Origin of the sequence: Nostoc sp. NOS(2021), from assembly GCF_017115025.1 — a bacterium.
Taxonomy (GTDB): Bacteria; Cyanobacteriota; Cyanobacteriia; order Cyanobacteriales; family Nostocaceae; genus Nostoc.
On the sequence record NZ_JABXKM010000020.1, the window covers coordinates 1 to 14965 of the forward strand.

Genomic DNA, 14965 nt, shown 5'->3' on the forward strand with positions numbered 1-14965 from the left:
TACGAATTACGTTAGCGTAGCGGTAGCGAGTCCGCGTTCGCTTTTAGCGTCTCGTAGAGAGCGTCCTTCCGACTTCCGACTTCTTTAACAGAGTCTCCATTAACTCACCCTTTTGGGTGAGTCATATATCAACCGATCAGATGACCTGAGTGAAGGAAGCTGAGATTAATAATAAAGAGGACTCTATTACTAAAGAACACACATTGCATTTTACCTAAGAATAAGCTGATGAAACTTGTTACCTTAATAAATTCTGCACTTATTTTTGCTTCTATTACTTTTGTACCTGGAATCGCTGGCGCTCAAACAGCTACTACCAACAGTAGTGAAATAGCTATTAACTCTAACAATATACCCAGTAACTCTACTTCTGTTAGTTACCTCCAGCCTTTCAATCTAGTTAATTTTGCTTATCAGGGAGGTCTGAAGCAACACGGGATTCCTAGTGGAAAAACGCTAGTATCTGAAACTCAGAACAGAAATATTATTGCAAAAGATTTGGTGAAGGCTGCTATTAATGCAGATAAATTACCATCACAAGTTTTAAACGACCCAAATTATCTCAGTGCTGTTAATTTACAACTCAACGCATTGCCTGATTATGCTGCTGCTGATTGATTTGATTTTTTTATATCTTTTGAGAAAGCTAAATTTATCAGCATACTATAATTTGTGCGCTTATTACTTATATAAATAAAAGCCTTTTATACATCGTGATCGCTATGTATAAAAGAGAGTTTGATATTGAAGAACAATTTCTAGATTTTGAGATAAGTTGTGTCTATAAATTGTACTGATCCTGTGCTAAAGACACAGAAAATTGTATAATCGACACGCCTATGAACCAAAAATTTCGTTTTCTATAGAGAATGACACAAGTAATTAGATCCGGGAGCCTAAATAACATTGAGTCCATTGAGTTTGAAGAGCGGTGCTTAGAAAAAGCCAGAGAAACAGGCGAAGCCTACGGCGGGCAAAGCCAACGCAATGAGGAAGTCATTTGTTTAGGAAATTTGGGCAATGCTTACCAGTCAATTGGGGAGTACCACCTAGCAATTGAGTGTTATCAGCAGTGGTTGGATATAGCTAGAGAAATAGCCGATCGCTCCGGGGAAGCCAAATCTTTATCTGGGTTGGGCAACGCTTACCAATCACTGGGCAAATACCAGCGAGCGATTGAATTTTATCACCAGTGGTTGAGTATCACCAGGAAAATAGGCGATCGCACTGGGGAAGGCATTTGCTTGGGAAGTTTGGGCAATACTTATGAATACCTGGGCAAGTATGAGCAAGCGATTGAATTGTATCACCAGTGGTTGAGTATCACCAGGAAAATAGGCGATTGGACTGGGGAATGCATTTGCTTGGGAAGTTTGGGCAATACTTATGAATCATTGAGGCAGTACCAACTGGCAATTGAGTTTTACCAGCGATGGTTAGAGCTGACAATATTCATCAGCGATCGCAATGGAGAAGCCATGTCCTTAAGTGGGTTGGGCAGTGCTTATCAGGCTCTGGGACAGTACCAAAAAGCGGTTGAGTTTCATCAGCATTCATTAGAGATCAGAAGGGATATCCATGACCGAAATGGCGAAGCAAACGCCTGGTTTAACTTGGGTCTGGTGTTAGAAAAAATCAATCGACAATCAGAAGCGATGGATGCCTTTTGCAATGCCCGCGAAATCTATCACGCAATGGGACTCGATGCAAGCCTGCAAGATTGTAACCATGCGATTGAGCTTCTTTCTCAAAATCTTCCAAGCGCACCATCTGGCTTCTGGTTTGGGAGATGGTTAAGTCATTTGTCGCAGTTGATCAAAGCTGGTTCTAAACAGTAAAAAGGACAATCAACTGGTGCTGACACCGAGAGTTTTGAATTATAAGTAATTAAACGAACTTGATATAATATCATGTCCGCCCAATCACTTAGGAACGTAGATTAAATAAAATGGAAAATCTTCATCCTGTCTCTAGCTTCCCTCTCCAATATATCGGAGAGGGATTGAGGGTGAGGTAAGCCAGGGACATAAATTGTATATTATTTAATTCTTATTCCTTAGGAAAAGTTTACGAAGACGGATACTTATTGAATACTGCAACTGAGTCCTTGCGATCAAAGGAAAGCACAGAAAACGGGTCTTTTCGATTTCCCATCTCCATCCCAGGAGTGCCTACAGCCATTTGGGGAACAGATAAACCAGCAACATTGGGCTTTTCTTGAAGCAGACGTTTGATGTCGTCTGCTGGGACGTGCCCTTCAATCACATATCCATTAACAATTGCTGTGTGGCAAGATGACAAGTTATCCGGCACGTTGTATTTTTGTTTGACTGTTTCGATGTCAGGCGTAGAAAAATCTGTGATTTTAAAACCCTGTGCCTTTAAATGATCAATCCAGCCGCCACAACAATTACAATCGGGACTGTGATATACAGTGGCATTTAGCGCTGTTGATTTTAATGGTGTCTGTTGATCTTGGATGCGCCTAGTGCTACTTACTAGTTGAACATTAGCTGCAACAGAACTAGGAAAAACAGCTTGAGCATGACTCATCGGAGCAACACTTCCCAAAATGCCCAACACCCCTGCTGTCAGACAAATCATTACTACTGCACGTACCAAGATGGGAAGTAACCATTTTTGCCAGCTATAAATAAACTGTTTGTGCGACATCTGAGACTTCCTAAGTAGAACATTGCATAAAGTTTAAATTGATGGGTAAGCAAGTTCGTAGTCAGGACTTTAGTCCTTATTTTCTAAGCACTTTAGTGCTTACTACAAACCCTTGATTAACTAGCTTGACAAAGTACTACGTCCTATAAAACAAAAGCGATTCCTTATATCAGTCATCATAACTGCAAGCGTAGACGCATAGCAGCTTGTCGCCAGACATCGCTCCATAAAAGCCACTATTACTTACCTAACTGCCACAAAAGGCTGGGGTATTTCAGCTTTTATATTGATTGCCCGTTCATTTGACGCAAGTTTGTCGCCCCGTCAGATTTGCGGTAGAAGTCATTGCAACAGTGCTAGTATGTCAAACATGGACATTTTGTAGCTTCTAAGTTGTCGTTCTGGAAGACAACAACTCTACTATATCAGCCCTCTGTTTTCAAATTCTTGTTTTGGCGAAGGTACTGAATTATTAACTCATTTGCATCAGTAGTAGGACAACAGCAAGCGATAGAATTACTCACTCAGGCTGTCAGACAAAACCGGGTTGCTCCAGCTTATCTATTTGTGGGGCCAGATGGTGTAGGAAGGAGTTTAGCAGCCAGGTGTTTTGTGGAATTGCTATTTTCTAGTGGGATGGGAGTTACTGCGTCTTTACAAAACCGTTTGCGTCAGGGGAATCACCCAGCTTTGTTGTGGGTGCAACCAACGTACCAATACCAGGGACAACGATTAACAGCAACAGAAGCGGCTGAGAAAGGACTGAAGCGTAAGGCACCACCTGTAATTCGGCTAGAGCAAATTCGGGAAATTACCGAGTTTCTCAGTCGGCCACCCTTGGAAGCACCCAGGAATGTGGTAGTGCTGGAAGAAGCCCAAACAATGGCAGAAGCCGCAGCGAATGCTTTACTTAAAACTTTGGAAGAACCGGGACAGGCGACGTTAATTTTAATTGCACCTACACCTGAGTCTGTGTTGCCAACTTTGGTGTCACGCTGTCAACGCATTCCTTTTTATCGTTTAGATGCACAGTCTTTGGCTGTTGTACTTACACAAACTGGTCATCAGGAAATTTTGTCAAATCAGGCAGTGTTGAGTATAGCAGCTGGCAGTGCGGGAAGTGCGATCGCATCTTACGAGCAATTACAAGCTATTCCCCCTGAGTTACTTGAAGATTTGAAAAAAGCCCCTGCTTCTTATCGCAAAGCCTTGGAGTTAGCTAAAAAAATTGATAAAGATTTAGATACAGAAGCACAACTGTGGTTAGTTGATTATCTTCAGCAATTCTACTGGCAGCAGTGGCATCAACCCAAGATCATCAACCAGCTAGAACAAGCTCGTAAATACTTACTTGCTTACGCTCAACCACGGCTAGTTTGGGAATGTCTGCTTTTATCTGTATATCAAAAATAACAAGTGCTTTTATCTTCTGCATTTCATGCACTGAGCGGTTTCAGTCCCCGTGAGGGGATTTGGTTAATGGAAACGTGTGCATTTTCTGAACCTGAGATATACGTTTTCTGTTTCAGTCCCCGTGAGGGGATTTGGTTAATGGAAACTTTGATTTGGAAGCGTCAAGTGCCACAATTTCTGCTAACTGTTTCAGTCCCCGTGAGGGGATTTGGTTAATGGAAACTCCAAGCAGCGATCGCTGAACTTGATAATAAAACAGGTTTCAGTCCCCGTGAGGGGATTTGGTTAATGGAAACCCCTCCTGTGTCGCTAGGGCAAAAGACCAGGGCTTGCGTTTCAGTCCCCGTGAGGGGATTTGGTTAATGGAAACTCTAGGTGACATTTTCCCTTTTTCATTGGCTTCTAGCACAGTTTCAGTCCCCGTGAGGGGATTTGGTTAATGGAAACTGGTGAAAATGACACCCAGTACAAAATACAGGGACAAAGTTTCAGTCCCCGTGAGGGGATTTGGTTAATGGAAACACAAATGCAAGTATGGCTAAATTCTGGAGTTGAAAAGTTTCAGTCCCCGTGAGGGGATTTGGTTAATGGAAACTGTCTTGGTGGACCTTGTGCATAAGTTCCGCCATCGGGGTTTCAGTCCCCGTGAGGGGATTTGGTTAATGGAAACCTGGTCTGAGCAACATCAGGCATGGGTCGCTTGCCGTTTCAGTCCCCGTGAGGGGATTTGGTTAATGGAAACAATATATTTTTATTAACTCTGAGGATGATGAACCGATTGTTTCAGTCCCCGTGAGGGGATTTGGTTAATGGAAACAGTTTATTTAGTGGCTACTTTGATTGTGATTTTGTAGTGTTTCAGTCCCCGTGAGGGGATTTGGTTAATGGAAACTGTCTTATTCGGCATTGTTTTGCCGTATATCTTCTCGTTTCAGTCCCCGTGAGGGGATTTGGTTAATGGAAACTAACATAAATGATAAGGTTTGGTTGGATAGTGATTGTTTCAGTCCCCGTGAGGGGATTTGGTTAATGGAAACCGCTCGGTGCTGAAACCTAACGAGAGCAAGCTTCCTGGGAATGGTTTTGGCAGATCGAAAATTTTAGCCATTTTCAGCCTACCTTATTGCAAGTAATTTGCAACTTCCCGCATTTATGAAACGCTGTAGTTATTCATTTGTCAAGGTTCTGGCGATTTTGGCAGATCCCCCAGGCTTTTAGCCCCCGCTTCGACTTGCCAAACATCAAGCTGATACACCAATCATAATACTATTGTTTGCTCTTGTCCAGGAATTTCGGAACCGTATGTAATTGTTCGCTTGATTGCGCCGGCATCAAGTACATACAATCGTACCGAATCCTCTTCAGGCTTAACCAGTTTTTCTATCTTGGTTTGCAGTCTAGGAAATTGTATCGCTGTTAAAAAAGACTCAAAAACGCTGTATTGTGTCCATTTCGCGTAACCAGACAACATCTTACAGCAGAATTCAGGAGTCAGAATACCCTACGGGAAGCAAACTACAGAATTCAGAAAGAAAACACCCTTTATACCTGGTTTTGAGACTTATACCATTTCTTTTTGAAGATGCGCCTATAGAACTTACCCAAAACCGCGAGGGGCAATTCATGAATTGCCCCTACGTGAATAAAGCGCAGCCTCACATAGAATTGGTATTAGAAGATGTTTTAAAAGTATTGGGCGAATATAATTCGCTACTACATAAGCGCTTGCAATACGGTTCGGTTAAGGTGCATAGGCTTTAAAGATCCCCCTTAGTCCCCCTTAAAAAGGGGGAAATAGAGCGATTTTTAGCCCCCCTTTTTTAAGGGGGGTTGGGGGGATGGTGTCTTATGCGAACCGTATTGGCCGCGCTTGTAGTTCAATCGCTCGCCGATAATATTAACGTGAGTTCGACAAGTCTTATTTGACCTCTCCCCCAACCCCTCTCCGACGCCCAGAGGGGAGCAAAAAGCTTAATTTTTCGTTGCTCCTCCCTTTCCGTTTCGGAGAGGGAGGCTGGGAGGGAGAGGTTTATCGAACTCACGTTAATATTAATAAAGGAGAAAAGTTTTCCCCTCTCATCAGGAATTTATCTGGTAAAACTTGTTTAGAGATTCAAGAAGAACGAACATTATTAGAAGCAAGCCTGATTAATTCTTCAACATTGTTTGAGATTGTATTGCAAATTGCATTTAAAGGTAAGTCATTGGGATCAAACCCAAAAGGTTCTTCGATTTCTGAGCCAATTTGTTCAATACTTAATAATGTAAAACTTACAAAAGCCATTATTATACCAGTCCACCAATTTAAAAAGCTAACAATTTCTAAAGGTAATATCAGACAAAAAATTAACAACAATTGTCTGAGTTTAATAGTATATATCAAAGGCAGTGGCGTTTTTAAAATGCGTTCGCAACCACCTAAAATATCTACTAAATCATCTACACAGTTATGTAAAGTAGTCAGTTGATAGACATTTAGACAATTCCGGTCATGCTGATACTGCAAGTAATCTCCTATCCAGTAAACAATTTGTAGTGAGGGATGATTACTATCTTGGAGTTGTAAATATTGTTTTTCAGACATTAAGGATGCTAACTGGGTGTCTAAAGGTACTGATCTTAGATGTAACTTCATTGCAACTGCAAAAGCAGTTACTAACCGCAGTATTGCTTCTTTTTCTAATCTATCTTGCGGTGTCTTCTCTTTAACTATTATCCAAATTCCCCGCGTTAAGTTTCGAGATGTATTAACTAAACCTCCCCATAGTTGACGACCTTCCCAAAATCTCTCATGGGCTGTATTTGTCCGAAAAACTAATAGTAATGTAAAACCAATATTAAAACTTAAGACAGCATTAGTAAGAATACTGCTGGAATTTGAAAATGCTATTGGTAATCCTAAATGATAGAGAAATGATATTAAAATTCCATATGCAGTACAAAAAAGTACCCAAGGAAGAATGATCGAAATAATTGACCTTTCAAGCCGAAGAGTGACTTGAAGCCAGTTCAATTTTTCGCCTTTGTAAAGGTGATACTTTTCTATTAAAGAGTTTTTGGAATTATTTTGAAAATAGTTTGGTGGTTTCATGTTGGTAAGGTTTGACGATTACATCAATTAGCAAACTAACTTTTTTAGCTAAAGTTATCTTGCTTAAGCAAGATATGTGCAAAATGTAGGTTTCCAGATAGCGACCGTCATGCAACTATAATCAACACTGGCAACACATAAACTGACTGTAGGGACGTACACCTGTACATTGGTGTCAACTTAAGGTGAAAGTTAGTCTAGAAGCAGCATTTAGAGATTGTCTCGTTCCCAGTCTCCGACTGGGAATGCATTCCGAGGGGCTGCCGCCTGAAGACTTGCGGCAGAGCCGCAATGAGGGGCATTTCCAGCCAGAGGCTGGAAACGAGGTTTGTAAAAGGGTTTTGGTTTAAGTTGACACCAATGACACCTGTACACCCCTACCTATGTATTTGTATCAGCTATTTCGTTAAACTGTATAATTAGGCAAATATGATCTGAGGCAATGTGCAACTTAGAGTTGATCATTGCAATATTCTGGTGCGTGGAAGAGTTGCTGACAGAAGAACTTTTACAATTTTTGCCCTGCGTAAATCGATCGCACTTCGCCGTTACGCCGGATGACAGCTTCGCCATTACTAACATCTACTAATGTCCAACCACTTGAGCCAATACTTTCACCCATATTGATGCGGCGAGTCACGCCATCAATTTTAAACAAAGCAGCAGATTTGTTGCCTAACTCTAGCAATCCCTCTAAGGTATTAGTAGGAGCATCCGCGATCGCAGTTGGTGGAAATACTTGTTCCTGGGTAATAGTTGGTTCTGATTCTGGTGCGAGTGCTTCACGCAATGGAACTACTGGTAATTCAGGCAGAGGGTTAGGTCTTTGCCGCACTTTAATGGGTGCTGTTTTCGTTGCCACAGGTTTGAGTTCGCCTCGTACAGCCGCAGCAAAGTTGACGGTTACAGGCTTGGCAGCTTGTCGCACTGTATTCAGGGCAGTTTTCACAACATTTGGTTGATATCCCTTTAACGCCTTGGCAACTTGTGGTAAAAGTGTGGGAGTCCCAGGAATCGCCGGGAGCGCATAACGCATTGGCGACGGCGCTTGATAAACGGGGACATAGATGCGCTCAACCACACTTCCAGAACGGTTAGGGACTGGAGGAAGTGCTGATAGATTACTAGTTGTTTGCTCGTTACCAAGGGCTATTTGGTTAGTATTTGCCTGACTGGAGAATTCCGGCCTGACAGATTTTTGATTGCTTTTTGTTTCTTGCTTGTCTATAACTGCCAGCGCTCCGAGCATGTAGTCAACTAACTCTGCCTCAATTTCTGTTTTTACAGGCAACTGTGACTGCGGTTGCGGCATTAGAAGAACCGACTCAGGCAATTTGGTATTTAAAAGATATATGACTCCAGACTGTACCAGGTAGATAATACCAGCGATCGCCACGCCTAAAGTTGTTCCCACAATCAGTAGTTTGGCCAAAGTACGACTACTTTTCTGACGTTTTCTACTAACTACTTTAACGGTACTCAATTGCTTGTGGTTATTTTGAGCAACTGACTGTACTGGCTGGTTCAGTGTGGGTATCGTAACTGTTTGCACAGGCACGTATTCTGAAGGCGACTGGCGTTGAGTTCGGGAGGAAACCCCAGCAACAGACTGGCTCCAGTTGTTCTGAGTACTGTAGCTAACGGTTTGAGAAGGCAGATTACCACTAACATCCAGAATGTCGTCGATATCGGCAAAGAGTTCATCCATTAGACCATCAGCATAGTTTTCTATCGACCAAGGCTCGTTGGCGATTAAATCTTCTGATGGTTCCGGTACAATTATGAGACGAGGACGGGTGCTGGCTTCTTGTAACATAGACGTTCTATCTTTGTTGCTAGGACGGAGAAACGCCGCCCCTACTACCTGGAAATTAGGATTATTAATCAAACATCCAATCCCCCGTCCTATTGAGGCGAGTTGATTGAGCGGTGGTATTAAACCCAACTTTCATCTGGGGATTGTTGATGATGGCAGTACTAATAGTTATGTCATCTATCATACCAATCTCCCTCCCTACTACTATACTCAGTCTTAATCAACTTTGTATTAAGCTAACGCTGGAAACTGCGACCGGCTCTTGCTTCTACCCAATTCTAGATATAATAATAAGGCGTTGATATCCGCTGGGTTTACACCACCGATACGTGCAGCTTGACCAAGAGTGAGTGGTTTTACGTGGGTCAGCTTTTCCCGTGCCTCTTTGGAAAGAGTATCAATTGTTGTGTAGTCCAAATCCCCAGGTAATTTGCGGTGCGCTTGGCGGGCAATTTGGTCAATCTGATTTTGTTGTCTAGCGAGATAGCCAGCATACTTGATGTCAATTTCTGCGCCTTCTTTCTCGGCGCGGTTCAGGTTGGGGTTTCCCAATCCGAATCTGTCGAGATCAACGTAATGGAATCCCGGACGGCGCAGTAAGTCATTCAGGGTAATGGAACCTTTAATTAATTGCTGGGTATTAGATGCGATCGCTATACCAATTTCATCATGTTCTTTGACGCGTGTAACTTGCAATCTTTGTTTTTCTGTGATAATATTTGCTTGTTTTTGGGTAAATAGATCCCAACGGCGATCGCTAATTAAACCAATTTCCCGTCCCAAGGGTGTCAAGCGTTGGTCGGCATTATCAGAACGCAACAGCAATCGATACTCTGACCTACTGGTAAGCATCCGGTAAGGTTCCCGCAAGTCTTTTGTACACAGGTCATCAACTAGCGTCCCAATGTAACTTTGCTCACGGGCAAAAACAATCATTTCTTGAGAGCGAACAAATCGAGCGGCGTTAATTCCCGCCACCAGCCCTTGAGCTGCGGCTTCTTCATAACCTGTCGTGCCGTTAATCTGCCCAGCACAAAACAGCCCCGCAATCTTCTTAGTCATCAGTGTGGGGTAACACTGAGTTGCTGGTAAATAGTCATATTCCACAGCATACGCCGGACGCAGCATCACACATTTTTCCAAACCGGGGAGAGTCCGCAACATCTGCAATTGCAAATTTTCTGGCAAACCTGTAGAAAACCCTTGAATATACAGTTCAGGTATATCTCTTCCTTCTGGTTCAATAAAAATTTGATGGCTTTCCTTATCGGCAAAGCGCACAATCTTATCTTCAATACTGGGACAATAACGCGGCCCTTTGGCTTCCACCCAACCGCCATAGACGGGCGACAGGTGCAAATTCTCCCGAATTAGGCGATGGGTTTCGGCAGTTGTGCGGGTGATGTAGCAAGGCAATTGTTCCCGTTCTACCCACACATCTGGGTCAAAACTAAACCAGCGCACATCTTCATCCCCAGGCTGGATGAGCATTTTACTATAATCTACCGATCGCTTGTCTACCCGTGCGGGAGTTCCAGTTTTCAGCCTTCCGGTTTCAAATCCCAGGCGATTGAGAGTTTGTGTCAATCCCTCAGCCGCAAATTCCCCAGCGCGTCCGGCTGGCATTGATTTGTTACCGACCCAAATTTTGCCTCCCAAGAAGGTGCCAGTTGTCAAGATGACTGCTTTAGATTGGAACCCTACACCAAAATAAGTTTCAACGCCGATGACTTCACCGTTAGCGCCCAGCACTAAATCTGTGGTCATACTTTCGCGGATTGTCAAGTTTTCTTGATTCTCGACAATACTTTTCATCACTGCTGCGTATTCGCGCTTGTCCGTCTGGGCGCGTAATGCCCAAACAGCAGGCCCCCGTGAAGAGTTGAGGATACGTTTTTGTAAGTAGGTGCGGTCTGCTACTTTACCAATTTCTCCGCCGAGTGCATCTACCTCATGGGTTAACTGGGATTTGGCCGGGCCACCCACTGCGGGATTACAAGGTTGCCAAGCGATTCTATCCAAGTTGAGCGTCAATAGCAAGGTACGACAACCGAGGCGGGCAGAGGCGAGAGCTGCTTCGCAACCGGAGTGACCTGCACCGACGACTATGACATCAAAAGCGTCTTGGAATTCAACAGAATTGTGCATGGTCATACTTACAGGATCGACAAGCTTAGAGTTCTTTTCAATTTTAACTGTTCCAGTGGTTTCCGGGAGGTATCTTTCTGATAATAAAGTTATCAAATTTACTAGTACTCAATTAGAGATGAGTTTCTTTTTTTTAACTTGAGTAATCAGTCAAAAATCTCATCTTTTTTAAGAATCGTGGTCATGTTCCGGTTTATTTCTCCCAGCTATTTTTCAGATGGTTAACCAACAACACAAATTAATTTATTACGGATATATATTAGATATCTTGCACAAGTTACATATAGCAGTTCTCGTTTGGATGCAATACCCGGTAGGGTCACAAGATTGCTCATTGGTGTCAACTTAAGCCAAAACCCTTTTACAAACCTCGTTTCTAGCCAGAGGCTGGAAATGCTCCTCATTGGGCTGGTGCCGCAAGTCTTGAGGCGGCAGCCTCTCGGAATGCATTCCCAGTCGGAGACTGGGAACGAGACAAACGAGACAATAGCTTAAGTTGACACGTATGAGCAATGTTCCCTACGAATGGTCTGTATTCTATGCAATTGATAACCGCTATAGAACCATAGAACAACACCAATGAATTATCGGTGTTCATCTCTATCATCTGTGGTTTCAAATCATCAATAACAGATGATTGCCAGAAGCGCATTACTTTTATTCTTAAACCAATTAAGCAAGCATTTAAAAATGAAACTCACTATCAAGAAGAAAAAAAATATTACTAGAGTGATCAGAAAAGCAACTTTCATCAGTATAGTTATCTTTATGGTTTTTGCTTTAGTAGCTAGTAATGAGATTACCAATAACCAATTGGGTAGAACTGCTCAACCATTAAACGGATGCTTGAGTACTGATTCATTACCTTGTACAGATCCTTCTCAAGAGACAATATTACAACCATTCATTCCCAACCCAGAATTAAATAATCAACAGCGTTTTTTATCTGCGATCGCTAGGAAGTTACCGACAATTCCCCAGCCTGGTACTTATGAATATATTTTGCTGCGGGCCTATGGCGCAGTCTTTGTAAATCCAGATGTCGGGATTAAACTGCCGCCAAAAGATATCTTTGCTAACGAACAAGAAACCCAAGAGTTTCAAACTACTTTAACAATGGGTCTTGTTGATGGCACTAAAGACTGTTACTTACAAAAATCGGCGGCTGATGCTTTAAGTAAAGCGCAAATCCAACAAAAGATCCCGCTAAAATCTGGTTATGGTTCTGGTGATTGTACTCGCACTTTCAACACGAATTTTAAATTTTGGCATAAATATGCTAACGATCAAATTCTGGCAAAAGTTCAACAGGGCAAAGAAACAAAAATTCTCGGTTTAGTTGCACCTCCGGGAACTTCACAACATTTGTGGGGATTAGCAATTGATTTACGCATATCAAATCAAAAACAGAGAAAATCTCTGAATCAAAATGGTTGGTTTCAAACTGTAGAAAACGATGTTCCCCATTGGACTTATGTGGGTTTATCTGAAGATAATTTACCTCTGTTTGGTTTTAACAAACAAATTGTCCGGGGCATTACTTATTGGATTACGCCACTTTAATTGTTAGATAGCATGAAAACTTGGGAATACTAACCTAAAATATGTATTGTCAAGGGATTTAACTATGCCAAACCAAGCTGTTAACCAGGAACAAACCTTCCTGATCGATTTATTAAGAGCGGCTTATCAAAATCAGGAAATATATCCAATTCTGCAACATAACTTAAGCAAACTCAATGATAATTTAGCTTTAATGTTGCGAAAATGGGTAAGCGAGCGCTTTGCTCAAGAACCTGCCAAGGGTATTAATATAGCCAGAGTGGTTGTCAAACTGAGTACCATTATTCAAGGCTTTGAGCAAGGGAACCCTGCGAGTAATTTAGAAATTGCGATCGCTGGTTATGAAACAGTTTTACAAGTCTGTACCCGTGAGGCTTTTCCCAGAGAATGGGATATTGTCCAGCAAGCTTTGGTAACTGCTTATCAGCAACGCCAGCAAATTTTTTCCAGAAACATGGCGGAACTCCGGGAGCAGACTGTTCAAACCCAGAGTCAAATCAATACATTAACTGAAAAATTGCAGCAGGAATTAGAACAAGCAAAGCTGCAAATTAATGATTTAACAACAGTAATTACACAATTAGAACCCAAAAAAGTAAATTCTGAGTTCAAGACAGAAATAACGTCTTTAATAGCTGAGTTTAAAGACTTAAAGCAGCGTCAAATTTGTGTAGAGCAGTTTACTACTACAGCTAACGTTTCACCGAAAATTGAGCAGTTCAACACAGCTATTTTCTATGATATTGAGAACTTAACAATGGGTAGAAACAATCCCAACTTAAACTTTTCTTTAAAAGAAATTCAAACAAATCTCGAAAAGACTACCTTAGTTAATAAAATTGCTATCCAATGCGCTTATGCTGACTGGAGTGATTCTCGATTAAGGCTACTCAAGAATGAGATTCAAGAACTTGGCATTGAAGCAATTCAAATTTTTGATTATAGTCACAAACGGAATGCAGCAGACATGCAACTAGCTATTGATGTCATGGAATTAGCTCAGAGTCGTCCGACACTGCAAGTTTTTGTAATTGTATCAGGTGATGGTGCATTTGCCGCTTTAGCTAAAAAGCTCCATGAATATGGAAAGACTGTAATTGGATGTGCTTACGAAGGACAAATTAATCGTATTCTTAAGTCTGTTTGCGATCGTTTTATCCCTATACCTGCTCCTCATATTCAAATCCCCACACCCTCACCTAGTTTGACACCTTTAAAAAGGGGATAAATGCTGAGAGGATGTTTAAAAAGTTGTATGTAAAGTATACTAGCCGGGCGACTAGAAGTCGCGGCTACACGAGACAAAACCCACCTCCGTGGGTTAAAAATCCTTGATTTTCTCTTAGTCCACGGAGGTGGACTTTGTTTGTGTAGTAGCGAATTCTATTCGCCCAATACTTTTCAAACATCCTCTGAAATAGAGTTATTAGAATGCGTTACGAGTTTAACCTAACGCACGACTAGACAAAGTAGTGTGTGATTATGGAGTTGCCTTTGAGGGTGTCGCGGTGGTTTTGCGGGTGCGTTTGCTTTTGCGAAGACCACCCGCCATTTCATATTCACTGCTGTCTGTGCCGTAAGTAAATGCAATTGCAATTAGCATTTTATCAGTCAAGTCAGTTAAAGTTTTTTCCAATTCATCCATATTGGTTTTAGAAGAGTCAATCACAGATAGAGCAGTGTTATAAGCATCAATTTTGATGCGTAATTGCTGACTGATTTGGGTTATGTTTTGCACGTTGCGAGTATCTCCAAAATCCATATCAGGATTAATTGCTCTGAGTCCAGCAAGTCTTAATTCAGCTTTTTCTAGAGCGCGGTATGTACGTTTTTGACGCGGCATATATACATTCTTTTTATTGTCTTCTAGAGCTAGCTTGCCTTATTAAAGCTAGATTTTGGTTCAGTAGAATCCACACAAACTAGTAGCGAGTTTAATATTGATCCCAGCAATATTAACTAAAAGCACGATGTTACAGCAGAATTCAGGAGTCAGAATACCCTACGGGAAGCAAGCTACAGAATTCAGAAGTAAAACACGCTTTATACCTAGCTTTAAGACTTAATATCATGTCCGCTTGATTACTTATTAAACCCAAAGAACCCCACCCCGCCAAAGCGTAGCTTTGTCTTCCCTAAGAGCTTGCGGGGCTACGGTGTATACACAAGTCGAATTACCCCCCTTAATCCCCCCTTAGGGGGGAAACGAATTACCCCCCTTAATCCCCCCTTATAAAGGGGGGAAACAGGAAATTTAGTTC

Annotated in this window: 11 protein-coding genes and 1 CRISPR repeat array; of the genes, 5 read left to right on the top strand and 6 right to left on the bottom strand. The window is 42.0% G+C overall.

Going from position 1 to position 14965, the window contains the following annotated elements:
* Positions 1-228: 228 nt before the first annotated feature.
* Together HWQ41_RS01120 and HWQ41_RS01125 are read left to right on the top strand one after the other, a co-directional pair.
* Positions 229-618: a hypothetical protein gene (locus tag HWQ41_RS01120; RefSeq protein WP_292759116.1), complete on the top strand. Its 390-nt coding sequence runs from the start codon at positions 229-231 to the stop codon at positions 616-618.
* 251 nt (positions 619-869) lie between these two features.
* Positions 870-1838 (top strand): tetratricopeptide repeat protein, encoded by a 969-nt coding sequence (locus tag HWQ41_RS01125; RefSeq protein ID WP_292759118.1) that lies wholly within the window; start codon positions 870-872, stop codon positions 1836-1838.
* 229 nt (positions 1839-2067) lie between these two features.
* Here the strand turns inward: HWQ41_RS01125 and HWQ41_RS01130 are convergent, their stop codons facing one another.
* Positions 2068-2673: a DUF411 domain-containing protein gene (locus HWQ41_RS01130; protein WP_292759121.1), complete on the bottom strand. Its 606-nt coding sequence runs from the start codon at positions 2671-2673 to the stop codon at positions 2068-2070.
* A 468-nt stretch (positions 2674-3141) separates the two neighbouring features.
* Between HWQ41_RS01130 and HWQ41_RS01135 the strand changes: the two genes are divergently transcribed.
* A complete protein-coding gene (locus HWQ41_RS01135) occupies positions 3142-4086 on the top strand; it encodes a DNA polymerase III subunit delta' (RefSeq protein WP_292759138.1) in 945 nt (314 codons plus the stop codon).
* Between the two features lie 37 nt (positions 4087-4123).
* Positions 4124-5123: direct repeats of the CRISPR family, unit length 37 nt; unit sequence GTTTCAGTCCCCGTGAGGGGATTTGGTTAATGGAAAC.
* Positions 5124-5344: 221 nt separating this feature from the next.
* Here the strand turns inward: HWQ41_RS01135 and cas2 are convergent.
* From cas2 to mnmG, 4 genes are all read right to left on the bottom strand, one after another.
* Positions 5345-5557 carry a CRISPR-associated endonuclease Cas2 gene (gene cas2 / locus HWQ41_RS01140; protein WP_292759124.1) on the bottom strand — a complete coding sequence of 71 codons (213 nt, stop codon included), beginning with the start codon at positions 5555-5557 and terminating at the stop codon, positions 5345-5347.
* Positions 5558-6199: 642 nt separating this feature from the next.
* Complete coding sequence (locus HWQ41_RS01145; protein ID WP_292759127.1) at positions 6200-7177, bottom strand: bestrophin family protein; 978 nt, start codon at positions 7175-7177, stop codon at positions 6200-6202.
* A gap of 508 nt (positions 7178-7685) precedes the next feature.
* Positions 7686-8993: a hypothetical protein gene (locus HWQ41_RS01150; protein ID WP_292759140.1), complete on the bottom strand. Its 1308-nt coding sequence runs from the start codon at positions 8991-8993 to the stop codon at positions 7686-7688.
* Positions 8994-9224: 231 nt separating this feature from the next.
* Complete coding sequence (mnmG, locus tag HWQ41_RS01155; RefSeq protein WP_292759142.1) at positions 9225-11147, bottom strand: tRNA uridine-5-carboxymethylaminomethyl(34) synthesis enzyme MnmG; 1923 nt, start codon at positions 11145-11147, stop codon at positions 9225-9227.
* A 684-nt stretch (positions 11148-11831) separates the two neighbouring features.
* Here mnmG and HWQ41_RS01160 point away from each other — a divergent pair.
* The gene (locus tag HWQ41_RS01160) at positions 11832-12704 is read left to right on the top strand and encodes a D-alanyl-D-alanine carboxypeptidase family protein (protein WP_292759130.1); all 873 of its coding nucleotides are present in this window, start codon (positions 11832-11834) and stop codon (positions 12702-12704) included.
* A 64-nt stretch (positions 12705-12768) separates the two neighbouring features.
* A complete protein-coding gene (locus HWQ41_RS01165; protein WP_292759133.1) occupies positions 12769-13932 on the top strand; it encodes an NYN domain-containing protein in 1164 nt (387 codons plus the stop codon).
* A gap of 252 nt (positions 13933-14184) precedes the next feature.
* Here HWQ41_RS01165 and HWQ41_RS01170 read toward each other — a convergent pair whose 3' ends face one another.
* On the bottom strand, positions 14185-14547 hold the full coding sequence (locus HWQ41_RS01170) for a hypothetical protein (RefSeq protein ID WP_292759136.1): 363 nt from the start codon (positions 14545-14547) through the stop codon (positions 14185-14187).
* Between the last annotated feature and the right edge of the window lie 418 nt (positions 14548-14965).

Bases quoted from the DNA above. Each gene is read 5' to 3' on its own strand.
- HWQ41_RS01120 (WP_292759116.1), top strand. From the start codon at position 229: ATGAAACTTGTTACCTTAATAAATTCTGCACTTATTTTTGCTTCTATT.
- HWQ41_RS01125 (WP_292759118.1), top strand. From the start codon at position 870: ATGACACAAGTAATTAGATCCGGGAGCCTAAATAACATTGAGTCCATT.
- HWQ41_RS01130 (WP_292759121.1), bottom strand. From the start codon at position 2,673: ATGTCGCACAAACAGTTTATTTATAGCTGGCAAAAATGGTTACTTCCC.
- cas2 (WP_292759124.1), bottom strand. From the start codon at position 5,557: ATGTTGTCTGGTTACGCGAAATGGACACAATACAGCGTTTTTGAGTCT.
- HWQ41_RS01145 (WP_292759127.1), bottom strand. From the start codon at position 7,177: ATGAAACCACCAAACTATTTTCAAAATAATTCCAAAAACTCTTTAATA.
- HWQ41_RS01150 (WP_292759140.1), bottom strand. From the start codon at position 8,993: ATGTTACAAGAAGCCAGCACCCGTCCTCGTCTCATAATTGTACCGGAA.
- mnmG (WP_292759142.1), bottom strand. From the start codon at position 11,147: ATGACCATGCACAATTCTGTTGAATTCCAAGACGCTTTTGATGTCATA.
- HWQ41_RS01160 (WP_292759130.1), top strand. From the start codon at position 11,832: ATGAAACTCACTATCAAGAAGAAAAAAAATATTACTAGAGTGATCAGA.
- HWQ41_RS01165 (WP_292759133.1), top strand. From the start codon at position 12,769: ATGCCAAACCAAGCTGTTAACCAGGAACAAACCTTCCTGATCGATTTA.
- HWQ41_RS01170 (WP_292759136.1), bottom strand. From the start codon at position 14,547: ATGCCGCGTCAAAAACGTACATACCGCGCTCTAGAAAAAGCTGAATTA.